Raw genomic sequence first — 17865 nt, 5'->3', positions numbered from 1 at the left:
CCCGGCATTTTTCCTACCATGTGCTGAACGCGGCAACCGCTTGCCCGCGCCGGACCCATCGATCACGGAGATGCCATGAACCTGCAACGCTTCCCCCGCTACCCGCTCACTTTCGGGCCGACGCCCATCCAGCCGCTCAAGCGCCTGAGCGATCATCTGGGCGGCAAAGTGCATCTCTATGCGAAGCGCGAGGACTGCAACAGCGGCTTTGCGTTTGGCGGCAACAAGACGCGCAAGCTCGAGTACCTGATTCCCGAGGCGCTCGCGCAGGGCTGCGACACGCTCGTGTCGATCGGCGGCATTCAGTCGAATCAGACACGCCAGGTCGCCGCGGTTGCCGCGCATCTCGGCATGAAGTGCGTGCTGGTGCAAGAGAACTGGGTCAACTATTCGGACGCGGTGTACGACCGCGTCGGCAATATCCAGATGTCGCGCATACTCGGCGCCGACGTGCGTCTCGTGCCCGACGGCTTCGACATAGGCTTTCGCAAAAGCTGGGAAGATGCGCTGGAAAGCGTGCGCGCCGCCGGTGGCAAGCCGTATGCGATTCCGGCCGGCTGCTCGGACCATCCGCTCGGCGGCCTCGGCTTTGTCGGCTTCGCGGAAGAAGTCCGTCAGCAGGAAGCGGAACTCGGTTTTCGGTTCGACTATATCGTGGTGTGCTCGGTGACGGGCAGCACGCAAGCCGGCATGGTGGTGGGGTTCGCCGCCGACGGCCGCGCCGAGCGCGTCATCGGTATCGACGCATCGGCCAAGCCCGCGCAGACGCGCGAGCAGATCACGAGAATCGCCCGTCAAACAGCGGAGAAAGTGGACCTCGCGCGTGACATCACCGCTCAGGACGTGGTGCTCGACGAGCGCTTCGGCGGCCCGGAATATGGCTTGCCGAACGCTGGCACGCTGGAGGCAATCCGTTTGTGCGCGCGCCTCGAAGGTGTGCTGACCGATCCTGTGTATGAGGGCAAGTCGATGCACGGCATGATCGACATGGTGCGCAACGGCGAGTTTCCGGAAGGCTCGCGCGTGCTGTATGCGCACCTTGGCGGCGTGCCCGCATTGAACGGCTACAGCTTTATTTTCCGCGACGGCTGAGTGACGCCTGAGTGTCGATTGAATATTGAGTAATGCCGCGCCTGGCGTTCACGCCGTCAGGCGCTTCTTCAAATGCTTGCGCAGAAAGTCGACGAAAGCGCGAATCGTCAACGAACTCTGCCGATGTTGCGGATAGACCGCATACACGCCCGTCGGGCTCGGCAGAAATTCGTCGAGCACGGTGACGAGCTCGCCGCTTCGCAATGCGTCGGCGACAATGAAATCAGGAAGCCGAACTATTCCGAGGCCGGCCACGGCCGCATCGCGAATCAGATCGCCGTTGTTCGCGCGCAGCGGCCCCTGCACTTCGAAGCTTTTCAACGCGCCATCCACGGCGAACTCCCACGCCACGACACCGCCGTGCCCGTATAGCAGGCATGAATGGCGCGCGAGGTCGGCGGGCGCGGCCGGTGTCCCGCGACGGCGCAGATAGCGCGGACTGCAACACGCGACGAGATTCACGTCGAATAATTTCTGCGCAATCAGCGTCGAGTCCGGCAACACGCCGATCCGCACCGCCATGTCGAAGCCCTCGCCGACCACATCGACGGTACGGTCGCTCAACTCCATATCGAAACGCACGTCGCGATGCTCGCGCAGAAAGTCGGCGACGAGCGGCGACAAATGCATCATGCCGAACGACATCGGCGCACTCACCCGCAGCAGACCACGCGGCCCCGCGCGCCGCAGCGACATGGCCTGCTCGGCGTCCGCGACCTCGCCGAGAATGCGTTTGGCCCGCTCATAAAATTCCTGGCCCAACTCGGTGACAGCCAGTTTGCGCGTGTTGCGCACGAGCAGCGGCACGCCGAGCGCTTCTTCGAGCGCCATTACGCGGCGGCTGACAAACTGCTTCGACAGCGACAGGCGTTTCGCAGCGGCGGTGAAGTTATGCGCGTCGACAGTCGCGACGAAAATCCGCATGTCATCCAGTTGCATGGCTATTGTCCACTAGAACGAGACGGTGTTTCCGATTAACGGCCGATTATAGCCTCAAGAGTTGACCTACACTCCTGTTCATGGATCGCGGACAACACATCAGTCCCGATCGCCCGCAACGAAAGTTGCATGGACGACGATCACGACGCCAAAGCGTCGGCTCACAGGAGAAAGAGATGCTTGAAATCAGACACGCCAATCAACGCGGCCGCGCGGAGCACGGCTGGCTCAGTTCGCGTCACACCTTTTCGTTCGCGCACTATCACGATCCGAAGCAAAACGGCTTCTCCGACCTGCTCGTGATCAACGACGACCGCGTCGCGCCGGCCCAGGGTTTCGGCAAGCACCCGCATCGCGATATGGAGATTTTCTCGTACGTGCTCGAAGGCGCGCTCGAACATAAGGACACGATGGGCACCGGTTCGGTGATCGTGCCCGGCGACATCCAGTTGATGAGCGCGGGAACCGGCGTGGCGCACAGCGAATACAACCATTCGAAGACGGACCCGGTCCACTTCCTGCAAATCTGGATCGCACCGGCGCAAAAGGGCACCGCGCCGCGCTATCAGCAACAGCATTTCAGCGAGGAGGACAAGCGCGGCGTGCTGCGCCTCGTTATGTCGCCGGATGGTGCGGACGGTTCGCTGGTGTTGCAACAGGACGCTCGCGTGTATGCCGGCCTGTTCAACGGCGACGAAACGGCGCGGCTCGAACTCGCGAATAACCGCTACGCTTATGTGCACGTAGCGCGCGGCAGCGTGACGGTGAACGGCGTGGAACTCGGCGAAGGCGACGGCGTGCGCGTGCGCGGCGAGGAAGCGCTGAGCTTCACGCAAGGCCGCGACGCCGAAGTGCTGGTGTTCGATCTGCGCGACATCGAGACGTCGGCGTTGTGGGCCTAAGCGGTCTGACGCGCGACACTCGCTTGCGTCGTTGAGAGCCGCCCGGTTTGCGCCGGGCGGCTTTTTTGCGCCTGTTTTTCCGCGTGTTTTTACATGTTCAGCGCAGATGCAATAAAAACGGCGGCCCGCGGGCCGCCGTCATTCGCTACTTACTTGCCAGGCGCGATTATCAAACCGTCGCTTCGGCTTCCACCTCGCTAACCGCTTCGGTTTCCTCGCTGTTGCGGATCAGATGATCGAACGCGCTGAGCGATGCCTTCGCGCCCTCACCGACCGCAATCACGATCTGCTTGAACGGCACCGTGGTCACGTCGCCGGCTGCGAACACGCCCGGCACCGACGTCGCGCCGCGTGCATCGACGACGATCTCGCCATGCTTCGACAACTCGACCGTGCCCTTCAGCCATTCGGTGTTCGGCACGAGACCGATCTGCACGAACACGCCTTCCAGCTCAACCTTCTTCACTTCGCCCGAACGCAGATCCTTGTAGACGAGACCGTTGACCTTCTTGCCGTCGCCGGTGATTTCCGTGGTCTGCGCCTGGGTGACGATCGTCACGTTGGCGAGGCTGCGCAGCTTGCGTTGCAGCACTTCGTCGGCACGCAACGTAGCGCCGAATTCGAACAGCGTCACTTCGCGCACGATGCCCGCGAGGTCGATGGCCGCTTCCACGCCCGAGTTGCCGCCGCCGATCACCGCGACACGCTTGCCCTTGAAGAGCGGGCCATCGCAGTGCGGGCAGTACGCGACGCCGTGATTGCGGTACTCGCGCTCGCCCGGCACGTTGATTTCGCGCCAGCGCGCGCCCGTCGCGAGAATGATCGTTCTGGCCTTCAGCACCGCGCCATTCGCGAGACGCACTTCGTTGATGCGGCCGGGAATCAGCGCGTCGGCGCGCTGCACGTCCATGATGTCGACTTCATACGTCTTGACGTGCTGCTCGAGCGCGGTGGCGAACTTCGGTCCTTCGGTCTCGGTGACGGACACGAAGTTCTCAATCGCGAGCGTATCGAGCACCTGGCCGCCGAAGCGTTCCGCGACGACGCCCGTCGCGATGCCCTTGCGCGCCGAATAGATCGCCGCGGCCGCGCCAGCCGGCCCGCCGCCGACGATCAGCGTGTCGAACACCGGCTTGTTTTCCAGTTCCTTCGCTGCACGCGCGCCGGCATTCGTGTCGAGCTTCGCGAGGATTTCCTTCACGCCGCTGCGGCCCTGGCCGAACACTTCTCCGTTCAGGAACATGGTCGGCACAGCCATGATCTGGCGCGCTTCGACTTCGTTCTGGAACAGCGCGCCGTCGATCGCCACGTGGCGAATGCGCGGGTTGATCAACGCCATCACGTTCAGCGCCTGCACGACTTCCGGGCAGTTCTGGCATGACAGCGAGAAATACGTTTCGAATTGATAGTCGCCGTCGAGACTGCGGATCTGTTCGATCACCGCGTCGTCGAGTTTGACCGGATGGCCGCCGACCTGCAGCAACGCAAGCACGAGCGACGTGAATTCATGCCCCATCGGAATGCCCGCGAAACGGATGCCGATGTCCTTGCCCGGCTCGCCGATCGAGAACGACGGCTTGCGTTCGCTGTCGCCGCGGCGTTCGATGACGGTAACGCGTTCCGACAACGTCGCGATATCGTTCAGCAATGCCAGCAGCTCTTGCGATTTCGCGCTGTCGTCGAGCGACGCGACGATCTCGATAGGGTTACTAACCTTTTCGAGGTACGTTTTCAACTGAGTCTTGAGATTGGCATCAAGCATGGCTATTCGATTCCGTGACGATGGGTGTTGGATTCCCGGCGCCGCACGCATTCGTGTAAAACGCGTGCGGCCCGGGGACGCGCGAACTGCTGCATGAAGCGGTTCGCACGGTGATGCGCCGCGTGGGCGCGACTGCCTGAAGCTTTGAGGCTATGCGCAGCTTTGGAAGCTGCGAGACCTTAGATCTTGCCGATCAGGTCGAGCGACGGCGTGAGCGTTTCTGCGCCCGGCGTCCACTTGGCGGGGCAGACTTCACCCGGATGCGCCGCGATGTATTGCGCAGCCTGCACCTTGCGCAACAGTTCGCCTGCGTCACGGCCGATGCCGTTGTCGTGCACTTCGCACAGCTTGATCTCGCCTTCCGGGTTGATCACGAAGGTGCCGCGCAGAGCCAGACCTTCTTCTTCGATCAGCACGTCGAAGTTGCGCGAGATTGCCAGGGTCGGGTCGGCGATCATCGGGTACTTGATCTTCTGGATCGTGTCCGACGTGTCGTGCCAGGCCTTGTGCGTGAAGTGCGTATCGGTCGACACGCTGTAGATTTCAACGCCGAGCTTCTGGAAATCGGCGTAGCGATCGGCCAGGTCACCCAGTTCGGTCGGGCAAACAAACGTGAAGTCGGCCGGATAGAAAACGAAAACCGACCACTTGCCCTTCAGGCTTTCTTCAGTGACGGTCACGAATTCGCCGTTGTGATAAGCCTGTGCCTTGAACGGTTTGACTTGACTATTGATGATCGGCATTTGCTGAGTCCTCTTTCTGAGTGGTTGGAAAGTGGAGTCAGTATGTCAGACCACGCTTAATAGGTAAAGTGGATTGTTTTAATTCTTTCGATAGATTGATTCTATCTACTCCGGGGCTTCGGGCTATCATGCGTCGTCGGCTTTGAGCAGCCGCCAGAGTGTGGTGCGGCCTATGCCCAAGGCCCGGCTTGCCGCCGCGCGGTTGCCGCCGCACTGCTCGAGCGCCTTCGCGACGTCGTCGCGGGTCGGGGTGATCCGGGGCGCCGCTGGAGCGCTGGCGGCGTCGGCGGCGTGCGCGTTGGGAGCAATACGAAGCGCATCTTTGCCGTTTTCGCGCTGCATCCGGTCGAATTCCGGGAAAAGCGCCAGCAGATCGGGCCCGATGTCACGGTCGAGATCGCCTGCCGCGTCGCCGAGATAAATGGCCGCGCGCGTCAGCAAATTTTCCAGTTCGCGCACATTGCCCGGCCACGCGTAGCGCTCGAACAGCGGCGCCAGAAACTGCAGCACCCGCCCGATCGACGCCTCCGACAACCCATATTGGCGCGCCCCGCGGCTTAACAAGTGCCGGGCGAGCGGAACGACATCGGCGCGCCGCTCGCGCAGCGGCGGCAATTCTATCTGAAGCAGATTCAGACGAAAATACAGGTCCGCGCGAAACGCGCCCCGCTCGACGAGCGCATGCAGATCGCGATGCGTGGCGGCGATCACCCGCACGTCGATGGGCGTCGCGCGGCCCGAGCCGAGCTTCATCACCTCGCGTTCCTGCAGCACGCGCAGCAGCCGGCTTTGCAGCGCGGCGGGCATCTCGCCGATTTCGTCGAGGAAAATGGTCCCCGTGTGGGCGATCTCGAACAGCCCCGGCTTGCCGCCGCGCCGCGCGCCGGTGAACGCGCCCTCCTCGTGGCCGAACAGCTCGCTTTCGATCAAGCCTTCCGGCAGCGCCGCGCAATTGAACGCGACGAACGGATTGCCGCGCCGCCGGCTCGCGTTGTGGATGCCCTGCGCGACCAGCTCCTTGCCGGTGCCGCTTTCGCCGGTCAGCAGGACGGTCGCGTCGTGCGCCGCGCCTGCGCGCGCGAGCCGCCGCACGCGTTCGAGCGCCGCGGATTCGCCGACCAGATCGTCCAGCCGATGCCGCGCGACCAGATGCTTCGGCCGCTGGCTCGTGCGCAGCGACCGGTCGATCCGCTGCGCGACAAGCGCGTCCTGCACCGTGACCACGGAGCCGGAACGCGCGCCCTGCTCGAGGATCGGGACGCAATTGACGATCAGCGAACGTTCGCCGATCTGCTCGATGCGCTCGTCGGCGGCGTCGCCGCGCTCCGCTGCTTCGCGCAGCCACGGGCCGAGCGTGCGGGCGAGTTCGGCGGGCACATCGCGGTCGCGGTCGTTATCGCGGTGGCGGTCGCCGTGGCGGTCGCCGGTCAGGCCGAGCAGATCGAGCATCGCGGGATTGACGGCCTCAAGCTGGCCCGCGTCGTCGAAAGCGGCCACGCCGTCGCGCAGATGCGCGACGATCGTGTTCAGGCGCACGCGTTTCGATTCCTTCTGCCGGCTCACGCGCGCGAGTTCGACCGAACGCTCGAAGGCTTCCTCGACCGCGCCGAGCGAGTACAGAAACACGCTGTCCAGACCCGCCTGCTGCGCCAGATCGCAAGCCATGCCGGGACCGATGATGACGCGGCAGCCCTCGGCGGCCAGATCGTTGACGGCGGTCCGAACCTCATCGACCGAACGGTAGGCGCGCTGCGTCAGACGAACGTTCAGCCAGCCGCCGAGATCGGCGAGTTCGTGCGAGATGGTTTCGTGCAGCACAAGGCCGATCGGCGCGCCCGGCCGCGCGGCGGTGGCGCGGGTGATCGCGCTCAGCACGTCGAAGCCGTTGACCTTGACCATGACCACCGGCACGCTCAGGTTCTCGCGCAGATAGGCGCCGTTCGAGCCGGCGGCGAGCACGACATCGACGGAACCGGCATCGACGTGCGCCTGGAGCGCTGTGACCGCCGCGCCATAGCCTTCGCGGACGGAGAAAAATCGGGCGCGGCCGGCGTAGCGCGGCGCGATAGTCTCGCAAAGCGACTGCAGGCGGCTAATACTGACGAGGGCGATGCCGGGCCGGCCCGGGTCGGCGTTGACGAAAGTCGGCGTGAACGTTGACAACGGGATGCTCCGATTGCTGCGGCCAAAAGGCGGGATTATGAGCGTTCCGCGAAACGTTTCATGAAACGCCCAGCCATTTTGCCATGAAACGCTGCGTGAGCTGGTCTCACGTGCAAGCGCTTGATTCTGCGTGGAAAACCTGTGGCCCGCCGTCAATGGCATGCATCCTGCAATTCCCGAGTCACCTCAACACCTCAAACCTTTCCGGAGACACCTCTCATGACCACTTCCGCCACGCGCCGCGCCGCCTTCCGCGCCAAGGTCAACCAACGCCAGGGCCTGCTCGTGCCCGGCGCCTTCAATGCGATGAGCGCCCGCGTGATCGAGGACGCCGGCTTCGAGGCCATCTACATCACGGGCGCGGGCGTCACCAACATGTCGCTCGGCCTCCCCGATCTCGGCTTTATCGGACTCGCCGAAGTCGCCGAGCACACGGCGCGGATCCGCGACGCGGTCGCGCTGCCGCTGATCGTCGACGCGGACACCGGCTTCGGCAACGCGCTGAACGTGCGCCAGACCGTGCGCGTGCTGGAGCGCAGCGGCGCCGACGTGATCCAGTTCGAAGACCAGATCATGCCGAAGAAATGCGGGCACTTTGCGGGCAAGGAAGTGATCGGCGCGAGCGAAATGGCCGGCAAGATCCGCGCGGCCGTCGATGCCCGCGAGGACGGCAATCTGCAGATCATGGCGCGCACCGACGCGGCGGCCGTCCACGGTATCGAGGATGCGATCGAGCGCGGTCATCGCTTCATCGAGGCGGGCGCGGACATTCTCTTCATCGAGGCGACCGAATCGCTCGCGGACATCGAGCGGCTGCCGTCGCTCTTCGACGCGCCGCAGTTGATCAACATCGTGATCGGCGGCAAGACGCCGGTGCAGTCGCGCGAGGCGCTCGGCAAGCTCGGCTACGGCATCGTGCTGTACGCGAACGCGGCGCTGCAAGGCGCGGTGCTCGGCATGCAGCGCGCGCTCGGCAGCCTGCAAACGAATGGCCGCCTCGACGAGGACGCGACGCTGGTCGCGCCGTTCAGCGAGCGCCAGCGTCTCGTGAACAAGCCGTTGTATGACCGGCTGGATCGTGAGTATGCCGCGAAGGATTGAGCGGAGCGCGTCGAAACGTGTTCACCTAGCGTGGAGGGCGGCACGCGGGGTGCTGGGTGCTCGCACGCTCGGCGTTCGGCGCTCCCCTCGCGCGCCATCGCCGCAAGCACGCGCACCTTGCTGATGCGCCAGGCTCGATTGCGCTACGATTCAGGGCCGGCGTGCAAAGCCGCGCGAAGCGACGTCAGCGGACCGGCGAAATCGCGCCCACCCTGCTGCACAACCGCCAGCCGAGCAACCCGAGGCGGCCGCCGCGAGTCCGCCTCGCACCGGACGGAGCAAACGCGCGCAAACGCCCGCAAAACACGTATTCGCCAGCGAAAGGTAGTCAGAAAAATGAAGCCCATCACATCGCGCATAGCGTGCATAACGTACACGCGCCCGGCGCCCCGCATTCGCCGCACGCCTGACGAAGCATCCATGCCCACGCTGCCCGGAGCCTTCCAATGAGCGCAGCGAGCGCGCCGCACAAGCACGTCGGCTGGCTGCCGTACATCGTCGCCGCCACGTTTTTCATGGAGTATCTCGACACCACGGTCATCGCGACCGCGTTGCCGCAGATGGCGCACTCGTTCGGCGTCGGCCCTAACAGCGTCAGCCTCGGCATGACGGCCTACATGCTGGCGCTCGCCATCTTCATTCCGGCGAGCGGCTGGATTGCCGACCGCTGCGGCTCGCGCACCGTGTTCTTCAGCGCGATCGGCGTGTTCACCGTGGCGTCGGTGCTGTGCGGACTGTCGCAGAACGTCGCCGAATTCACCGCCGCGCGTCTGCTGCAAGGCATCGGCGGCGCGATGATGGTGCCGGTCGGCCGGCTCATCGTGGTTCGCAGCACCGAAAAAAGCCGCATGATGCAGGCCATTTCGACGATCACCTGGCCCGCTATCGCCGCGCCGGTGGTCGGTCCGCCGATAGGCGGTTTCATCACGACCTACGCGTCGTGGCGCTGGATTTTCCTGCTCAACGTACCGTTCGGCCTCGCGGCGATGGCCGTCGCGCTCGCGATGGTGCCGAACCTGCGCGGCAGCGAGCGCAAACCACTCGACCTGGTCGGCCTGCTGCTGAGCGGCACCGCGCTCACGGCAATCCTGTACGGCGCGGAAACTGGCGAGCCAGCCGGCCGAGAACCCGTGGATTGCCGGGGCGATCATCGTCGCCGGTTTGCTGGTCGGTGTCGTCGCGTTCCAGCATGCGAAGCGACATCCGCATCCGCTGATCGACGTGTCCACGCTGAAGATCCCGACCTTTTCCGTGACCGTCGTGACGGGCTCGTTCACGCGCATCGGCATTGGCGCCGTGCCTTATCTGATGCCGCTGCTGTTCCAGGTCGGCTTCGGCTTGTCCGCTTTCAAGTCGGGTCTGCTGCTGCTCGCGAGCGCGCTCGGCAATCTCGGCATGAAGGCGTTGACCACGCGCATCCTGCAGCGCTTCGGCTTTCGCATGGTGTCGATCGTCGACGTAACGGTGGCCGGCATCTTCATCATCGCGTGTGGATTGCTGACGCCCGAGGTGCCGCTCGCGCTCGTGCTGATCGTGGTGTTTGTGTATGGCGTCGCGCGCTCGATGCAGTTTTCGACGCTCGCAACGCTCGCCTACGCCGACGTCGCGCAGCCGCAAATGAGCGCGGCCAGCACGCTGTGGAGCGCGGCGGCGCAAATGACGATCGGGCTCGGCATCGCATTCGGCGCAGTGTCGCTGCGCGCAGCCGCGTTTTTCAATGGCGAGACCACGGGCCATGAGACCGCAGGCCTCGTCTTCACGCTCGACGATTTCCGCCTCGCGTTTCTGCTCGCGGGCGTGTTGACGCTGCTGTCGGTGATCGGCTACATGGGTCTTGCGCGCGATGCGGGCCAGAGCATCGGCGGCGGTTCGCGTGGAACGGAAGATCCCGCGAAGGGCTGATAAATTTCTGGAGCGTTCAGGAGACTACATGAGCACCGTCACCGATCTGCGAATTTCAAGCGACAAGAACGAACTCGACGTCGAGATGATCTACGCGTTTCTGTCGCAGGAAACGCCGTGGGCGAAGGGCATGCCGCGCGACACGCTCGAACGCGCGATTGCAGGGTCGCTGTGTTTCGGCGGATATCTCGGCGACGATTCTGGCGACTCTCCGAGCAGTAAACAGGTGGCGTTCGCGCGCGTCGTCACGGATCACGCGACTTTTGCGTACCTGTGCGACGTTTTCGTGCTGCCGGAGTATCGCGGCAAAGGTTATGCGCACGCGTTGCTCACGCAACTATTCGCGAGCGAGTCGTTGCAGGGACTGCGAAGAATCATGCTGGCGACGACGGACGCGCATCACGTGTATCGGCCGCATGGGTTCAGCGCTTTGTCGAACCCCGAGCTTTTCATGGAAGTGCATAACGCGGACGTTTACCGCAGCGCCTGATGAAGCGGAGGCGACGTGCCTCCGCAACCCTCGCACCAATCAAACATACGCCCGTTCGCGCATCCACTTCGTCATGATCCACTTGTCGCCGGCACGCACCGGCGCGCCGCCGTGCAAGGTCAGCGGATCGAGTTGACGTTGGCCGTTCATATAGCGGAAGTACACCGCGCCGCCCTGCTTCGCGGCCACCGACAAACCCGCTTCCGGAAAGATCGTTTCGCCGCCGTCAGGCACATCGTTCAGATAGATGACGAGCGTGGCTACGCGTTGTCCGCCGCGTGCCGTATGCACGGTGCTGCCAGGCTGATCGGGCGGGAAATAGTCGAAATGCGGCCGGTATTCGCCGGTTGGGCCATAGTGGAGAATCTGCAAGCCCTCGCCGTTTTCGACCGGCCAGTTCATCAGGCTCGCGATGCGCTGATCGAGCCGCTCGATGAACGCGTCTTCCCCGCGCTGATACCAGATGCCCTCGCTGGTGCGGTTGCGGATCACGTCTTCCTGGCCGGTCGCCGGATCGACGATGGTCGAGCGTTTCAGCCGATGCCGCGAACGCTCGATCACTTCATTGCATTCTTCCGGCGACAGCACGTTCGCGAACACGATCACCTGCGGACGCTCGCAGCGCATCAACACCTGCACATCGCGGTCGAACGCGCGGATTGTGTTGCCGCGCGCGACAGGTCCGTCGTCGTACGCATAAGCCGTACGCTGCCCGCCCGGCGCACTCGGCGCCGTTTGCGGCAACGCGGCTTCAATCCCGCCCGCCGCTACCGGCGAAGCCGCTGCACCCGACGCGACCACGCCGAACGCGCCACGCACGGCTTGTGCGGCTGCGTCGGCGGCAAAACCCGCCTGGACCATCGCCTCGATCATCGAATCGATCGTGCAGCCGCGCGCTGCATTCGTGCGCAGCCATTCCTGCCACGCGGCATCCACTACCGGCATACGCGCCTCCGCTGTCGGATAGAACAAGAATAATGCATCGGCGGAAGCCCGCGCTCAGGCGCCATGATCCTGGCGCCGGTAAATCGCGAGCCCTTTTCTCGCTCGCGCGCGGATCGAGCGATGCACGAGCGGCGACCATCCGAGCAGCGCGCCGCGTGCGCCCAATGCCTGGCGCATCCACGCCCACAAGTCGAAACTGTCGCGATGCTCGACGATGAGTCCATCGCGAAACGCAAAGCGCGCTTCGACATGATTCACCACCGGACGCCCCGTCTGACTGAAGACATAGCCCGCGGTCCAATGCGCGCGGCCGCTATGTTCGTCGGCTTCGATACTATCGAACGTCAGCGAAAAATCCTGAGCGCGCGTGACCAGCATGCGCCACATGTCGCGCACTTCGTCGCCGCGCAATTCGCCGAACGCCGGGTCGCTGAAGACGACGTCATCGGCATAGCAGGCAATCATGGTCGCGGCGTCGCGCCGCTGGAACGCCGTGTAGAAGCGCTCGATCAGTTCGGTGTTGGGATGGCTCATTTGTTGTGTACTTGAGTTGCCGGTATTAAAGCCCGTATTGAAGCCGATATGGAAGCCGATATGGAAGCCGGTTTGATTGTGCGGGATGCAACCGGCAATCGAACCGCACGCGCCGCACACGATCAGCCGAACTTCGCGGGATTGTATCGAATGATCGCGCCCGCGCTCGCATCCGCGATGCGCTAGCCCTCGTGCGCGTGAGCGCGAGCCCGGATTTCCGACAACGATACATCGACGAGCAGCTTGCCCGAATCGAACACCGTTTCCATCGCATCGTCCCAATCGGAGCCATCGGCGCGCGCGTCCCGATCCGGCGCGAGCGGCAGCGTCGCCGTGCGGTACTCGCCCGTTCGACGATTGACGAGCAGCGTGAGCCGTCCTTTCATCGAGCGTTTGGTGCTGTCCGTCACGGGGTCTTTCGATACGTCATGCCATGCGTCGCCGAGGCGAATTGCCGAGCATTTCATCGCAAAGCGCTGCGTGTCGCGGTTGATCTGCTGCAACAACGCGCCGCCCATGCCGAACACGATGTTGTCCGCTGCAAAACCCGCGTGGTCCATCGCCGCGAGAATCGCTTCGAGCGAGTCGGGATTCACGCCGTCGCCCTGAATCACGCGCACGTTGTTGAGCACGCGCCGGCCTTTGCTGTTCAGCACCGATCCAAACGACGCCTCCAGCGCGCGCAGCGTTTGCAACACGATGCTGCGCGGATCGCCGGAATCGGGGCGGACCACAAGCGTCGCGCCGGAGTCGAGCACCGCCTGCTTCAGCTCCGTGCCCCACACTTTCAGCGCGGCGAACAGATCGTAAGAGTCGGACACCACGGAAACAATTGCGCCCGGCCTCGCGAACTTCGCGATCATGTTGCGATACGCGTCGGTCTCGCGCTCGCGGCCCCACGCGGTGATTGTGCTGTGCTCGGCGGCCGGCACCGAAAACGCGGCCATGCTCTCGTTGTAGTAATGATTCGCCGCCACCACGCCGAGCACGGTATCCGAACCCATGAAGCTCACCAGATGCGCCGCGCCGCCAATCGCCGCCGATTCCGCGCTCGACACGCCGCGTGCGCCGAAGTCATGCAGCTTGAACGGCAGTTGCGTGACATCATTGCTGGTCTTCAGCAGATACTCGCGAATCGTCTTGCGCAGATGCCAGCTTTGCGTCGCGACCGTGACCGGATACCAGACGCGCAACAACATGGTTTCTATATACGACGCGAGCCAGAACACCTCGGGGTCGTCGCATTCGACGGTGACGAGCACGTTATGTGTGGGCACCACCGACCCTTCGGGCACCGCGCGAATGCGCACCGGCAGATAACCGCGATGACGTTCGACGATATGACGCCAGCCCGCTTCGTTGAACGGCTCGCCGTGCGCGCTGAAAAACGCCTTGGCCTCGTCGATCATGGGTGAGGTAATGGGGCTGCATAGATACTGCTTGATGAGCATCTGCAAGCCAAAGAAGAGCGTGCGGTCGTAGCGCCCGCCGCGCGATTCGATGTATGAAAACATCGCCGACGCTTCCGGCGGGTACTGGAGATAGTGCGACGCCTTGTATGAATCCGTGTTGAGGATCGGATTCGAGAAGATCGCGGAAGCGCCGCTAGGACCGCTGAATTCGTTCATCGTGGATGACGCCGCATTCGGCTCGCTGACGGTAGCTGGCTTTACATGATGCCACGGGCACGATGCGGGCGCGGGCTTCGGCTTCAGCTTCCGCGTTCATGCACCTTGCCCGTGCCGCCCGCTGTTGCGCAACGGTGTTCAGTCCAGATCGTCGTATTCGCGTCGGCGGATGTTCGCATCGCGGTCTGCGTTGCGCTCCTGCGAAACGGGCAATTCATAGGCATCGCGCAGTGCGGGGCGGTGAATCTCGGCCTGCTCGCGGCGCTTGATTGCGTCGGCGATCACGAGCGTCAGCAGATCGACTGGCGGCGCCGCAAACAACGCGCGTTGCATGCCGGCGCATGCCCGGTAACGAAGACGGACAACGCTGCCCGCAAATTGCGCAACTGATGGAGTAACAGAGCAAGTACCCGGCGTGGCCGGCTGATCGTGGCGCGGCGCGCGGGCCGGCCCGGAAACAGGTGCTTTCATGACATCCCCCGTGAGAATGACACACTGAAATGCGCTGACGGCTGCGTTGCAGCCTTCCAGGTCCGCCGTGCCCACGCGAAAGCGCGAACACGGCGCCCGGTCCACCTCGCTATGTGCCTCTCTTGTGGAGGCTGTGGCCTTCTCCCCGTTTCGTCGCGCCGGTTGGTCCAGACCGTACGCTGCCCCTTCCCTGTTATGCACGTCGGTCGCGCAAACGTTGCCGCGCGACGACCTGTCGTTATAGGCCCAACACTTGCACCTTCACAGACGAAAAAAACCGGCGAGGTCAGAGCGTTGCGTCGTCGGGTGACGAACGACCGCTTCGCATCGGTCGTTCGTCCCGTGTTGTTTGACGTCCGTCTGTCAGTGGCCCCGCCGCAGCCTCGTAGACGCAATGGCATTCCCCGGCCACGTCCACGAAGTCGTTTATTGTGCCGGTCGTTCCCTCTACTGACCGGCACAACAGATTCGCTGCGACTCCCTTAATGCAATAGCTATGCCATGTGCGCCCAGGTGCCGTCGCGCGGAGCGTCGCCGACGATGCAACGCTACCGTCCGCCCGATCGCCCAACTGAAAAACCGCCGGTGATTCGTATTCGAGACGCCTCCGGGCGCTCAGGCGGTCTGCAAGATGCGCATCTAACGCATCGAATACACGCTTCCGATAAGCACCATTCGCTGCCACGCCCGCGCGGCTTCGCGGTTTGTGTGCGAGCCCGGTCATTAATGCCGACGCCGAAACACATAAAAGCGACACGAAAATGGCCGAAAAGGCTTATGCGATTTTTGTTGCATGCATGAAACATCGCAAATGGATGTATGCCTACGCGTAAAGCGCATTCGTTCACGCGCTGTGTACTCCAGCGCGCATAACACGGCTTGACGTATCGCCGTCCGAACAGTATCGGATTAGCCGCGCGGCGCCTTGCAAAATCAGGCGACTGCCGAATAAGCGCACGTCAAATCGGGAAACTTTCTCGATACTGATTTGTTTGTATAGCATTCCAAAGCGCTTTCGCTTATGTTTGAGTCATGCGCCAGTCAGAGCGCCATAAAAAAAACGAACGAATTAAGAAACGGTATAAGTGATTCGGGGATGAACTACTCCGGCGGTTGCCAAGAGGCACCTTCCGTCGCCTGCCGCGATAATGCGGCGCCTCGCGGCTTGCGCCGCGCCCTGCTCGCTCCGCCGCAAACGTCGACTGTAGGCCGGCCACTACCGGTCTTCAATATCTCGCACAGCAGTCTTTCGAGCAGTAGGAATCGGGGGTAATGGAAATGACTTTCGCATCTGCGGACACCGGACGCACCGTTCTTTATGTGTCGAGCTCGCCCGATCAGAAACTCGCCGACTTCCTCGCCGCATCGGGCTGGCATGCCGTGCACGCGAAAAACGCGGCGGGCGCGGAACGCATGATCGAGCGCGACAACGTCAAGGTCGGTCTGGTCGAACTGCCGGAAGACTGCACGACACAGCAGTTGTCCGCGCTCGCTGCGTGCATGCGCCGCCCGGAAACCAACTGGGTCGCGCAGATCGCGCCGGGCCAGGCGGATAACGAACTGGTCAGCCGCTTTATCCTCGATTACTGCTTCGACTTCGTTACGCGGCCGTGGCTCAACGAGCGTCTCGTGTTCGCGCTCGGCCACGCGCATGGGCTGTCGTCGCTGAGGCATGGACATGTAGCGCCGGAACCGTCGCTCGGGCGGCATGGCATGGTCGGTCAATGCGAGGCGATGCAGCAGTTGTACCGGCGCATCGACAAATGCGGCGCGACCGAGGCGCCGGTGTTCATCGCCGGCGAATCGGGCACGGGCAAGGAGCTGACCGCGCTCGCAATTCACGAGCGCTCGCCGCGCACCGGCCGGCAGTTCGTCGCGATCAATTGCGCGGCGATTCCGCCGAGCCTGTTGCAGGCGGAACTGTTCGGTCACGAACGCGGCGCGTTCACCGGCGCGCTTCAGCGCAAGATCGGGCGGATCGAGAGCGCGCACGAAGGCACGCTCTTTCTGGATGAAATCGGCGACATGCCGCACGAATGCCAGGCGGTGCTGCTGCGCTTTCTGCAAGAAGGCACGATCGAGCGGCTCGGCGGCAACGGCCCGATTCACGTCGACGTCCGCGTTATTTCGGCGACGCACGTCGATCTCGACAAGGCAGTCGAAGACGGCCGCTTCCGCGCCGACCTGTATCACCGGCTATGCGTGCTGCGCCTCGTCGAGCCGCCGTTGCGCGAACGCGGCGGCGACATCAAGCTGCTCGCGAACTATGCACTCAGCATGTACAAGCAGGACGGCGCGCGCAAACTGCGCGGGCTGTCGAGCGACGCGATCGTCGCGATGTCTAACTATGCATGGCCCGGCAACGTGCGCGAGCTGATCAACTGCGTGCGGCGCGCCGTCGTGATGAGCGAGGGCCGTTTCATCACCGCGAACGACCTCGGCTTGCCGGCCACGGACAACGGGCCCGCCGTCACGCTTGCGGAAATTCGCAGCAAGGCCGAGAAAGACGCGATCGAACATGCGTTGCAGCGGCATGGCTATAAGTTGTCGGAGGCGGCGGTCGAACTGGGCATCTCGCGCGCCACGCTGTACCGGCTGATGCACGCGGACCGGCTGCATCCGGAGCCTTCGGGCGGCAACGGGTCGAACGGCGGCGCGGATGCGGACGGAGACAGCGAGGCCGAGCGGCGCGGGCATGGATTGGTGTCGACGGCTTCGGTTTAGGTTTAGGGTGGTTGTCGGTGTAGACGGCGGGCGGGCAGTTTAGGGTTGGTGGTCCGCCCTTGGCGCGGGTTGTTTTGCGGTTGCGGCGCTGGGTGTAAGGCTTCGGGTGTCGAGCCTGGTTGTGCCTAGCGTTGTTCTTGGCGTTGTTCTTGGCGTTGTGCCTGCCGTTGTTGCGTGCCGTTGTTGCGTGCCGTTGTTGCGTGCCGTTGTTGCGTGCCGTTGTTGCGTGCCGTTGTTGCGTGCCGTTGTTGCGTGCCGTTGTTGCGTGCCGTTGTGCCAGCCGTTGTTGCCTCGCGTTGCTGCCTCGGCGTTGCTGCCTCGGCGTTGTTCTTGGCGTTGCTGCCTCGCGTTGCTGCCTTAGCGTTGTCCTTGGCGTTATATCGCCTACTATCCGTTCACGGCATCTCGCCCCGTTGGCCGCTGAGCCACACGCAACGGAGTCCTTCCCTCTCCTTGCGCGGTCCCTCCA

At 63.6% G+C, this 17865-nt stretch carries 13 protein-coding genes and 1 pseudogene; 6 read left to right on the top strand and 8 right to left on the bottom strand.

Annotated features, from left to right (window positions below):
* Positions 1–75: 75 nt before the first annotated feature.
* Positions 76–1092 carry a 1-aminocyclopropane-1-carboxylate deaminase gene (locus ABIE53_RS28750; RefSeq protein WP_192699016.1) on the top strand — a complete coding sequence of 339 codons (1017 nt, stop codon included), beginning with the start codon at positions 76–78 and terminating at the stop codon, positions 1090–1092.
* 48 nt (positions 1093–1140) lie between these two features.
* Here the strand turns inward: ABIE53_RS28750 and ABIE53_RS28745 are convergent, their stop codons facing one another.
* Complete coding sequence (locus ABIE53_RS28745; RefSeq protein WP_192699017.1) at positions 1141–2031, bottom strand: LysR family transcriptional regulator; 891 nt, start codon at positions 2029–2031, stop codon at positions 1141–1143.
* A 176-nt stretch (positions 2032–2207) separates the two neighbouring features.
* On the opposite strand from ABIE53_RS28745, the gene ABIE53_RS28740 reads away from it, so the two are divergent.
* Positions 2208–2933 carry a pirin family protein gene (locus tag ABIE53_RS28740; protein WP_192699018.1) on the top strand — a complete coding sequence of 242 codons (726 nt, stop codon included), beginning with the start codon at positions 2208–2210 and terminating at the stop codon, positions 2931–2933.
* Positions 2934–3102: 169 nt separating this feature from the next.
* Here ABIE53_RS28740 and ahpF read toward each other — a convergent pair whose 3' ends face one another.
* The 3 genes from ahpF to prpR form a co-directional block, all read right to left on the bottom strand.
* Positions 3103–4695, bottom strand: coding sequence for an alkyl hydroperoxide reductase subunit F (gene ahpF, locus ABIE53_RS28735; RefSeq protein ID WP_114157223.1), 1593 nt, complete (start codon positions 4693–4695; stop codon positions 3103–3105).
* A gap of 179 nt (positions 4696–4874) precedes the next feature.
* Positions 4875–5438, bottom strand: a complete 564-nt coding sequence (gene ahpC, locus ABIE53_RS28730; RefSeq protein WP_006046984.1) for an alkyl hydroperoxide reductase subunit C — start codon at positions 5436–5438, stop codon at positions 4875–4877.
* Between the two features lie 126 nt (positions 5439–5564).
* Entirely contained in the window at positions 5565–7601 is a 2037-nt protein-coding gene (gene prpR / locus ABIE53_RS28725; protein ID WP_192699019.1) for a propionate catabolism operon regulatory protein PrpR, read from the bottom strand.
* Positions 7602–7820: 219 nt separating this feature from the next.
* On the opposite strand from prpR, the gene ABIE53_RS28720 reads away from it, so the two are divergent.
* From ABIE53_RS28720 to ABIE53_RS28710, 3 genes and pseudogenes are all read left to right on the top strand, one after another.
* Positions 7821–8702, top strand: a complete 882-nt coding sequence (locus ABIE53_RS28720; protein ID WP_107709873.1) for an isocitrate lyase/PEP mutase family protein — start codon at positions 7821–7823, stop codon at positions 8700–8702.
* A 446-nt stretch (positions 8703–9148) separates the two neighbouring features.
* Positions 9149–10604, top strand: a pseudogene (locus tag ABIE53_RS28715) (MFS transporter).
* Positions 10605–10632: 28 nt separating this feature from the next.
* Positions 10633–11094 (top strand): GNAT family N-acetyltransferase, encoded by a 462-nt coding sequence (locus ABIE53_RS28710; protein WP_192699021.1) that lies wholly within the window; start codon positions 10633–10635, stop codon positions 11092–11094.
* A gap of 39 nt (positions 11095–11133) precedes the next feature.
* Here the strand turns inward: ABIE53_RS28710 and ABIE53_RS28705 are convergent, their stop codons facing one another.
* From ABIE53_RS28705 to ABIE53_RS28690, 4 genes are all read right to left on the bottom strand, one after another.
* The gene (locus ABIE53_RS28705) at positions 11134–12039 is read right to left on the bottom strand and encodes a 2OG-Fe(II) oxygenase (protein WP_192699022.1); all 906 of its coding nucleotides are present in this window, start codon (positions 12037–12039) and stop codon (positions 11134–11136) included.
* A 54-nt stretch (positions 12040–12093) separates the two neighbouring features.
* Entirely contained in the window at positions 12094–12573 is a 480-nt protein-coding gene (locus ABIE53_RS28700; protein ID WP_006046978.1) for a nuclear transport factor 2 family protein, read from the bottom strand.
* Positions 12574–12755: 182 nt separating this feature from the next.
* Positions 12756–14201 (bottom strand): nicotinate phosphoribosyltransferase, encoded by a 1446-nt coding sequence (locus ABIE53_RS28695; RefSeq protein WP_192699023.1) that lies wholly within the window; start codon positions 14199–14201, stop codon positions 12756–12758.
* Positions 14202–14339: 138 nt separating this feature from the next.
* Positions 14340–14534, bottom strand: a complete 195-nt coding sequence (locus ABIE53_RS28690; RefSeq protein WP_310075046.1) for a hypothetical protein — start codon at positions 14532–14534, stop codon at positions 14340–14342.
* Positions 14535–15944: 1410 nt separating this feature from the next.
* On the opposite strand from ABIE53_RS28690, the gene ABIE53_RS28685 reads away from it, so the two are divergent.
* Positions 15945–17396 (top strand): sigma-54-dependent transcriptional regulator, encoded by a 1452-nt coding sequence (locus tag ABIE53_RS28685; RefSeq protein ID WP_053859177.1) that lies wholly within the window; start codon positions 15945–15947, stop codon positions 17394–17396.
* Positions 17397–17865: the final 469 nt, after the last annotated feature.

It is taken from the genome of Paraburkholderia sp. OAS925 (assembly GCF_040543975.1).
GTDB lineage: Bacteria > Pseudomonadota > Gammaproteobacteria > Burkholderiales > Burkholderiaceae > Paraburkholderia > Paraburkholderia graminis.
The sequence above is the reverse complement of the archived record's forward strand: the minus strand, read 5'-3'. Positions and strand labels throughout refer to the sequence as shown.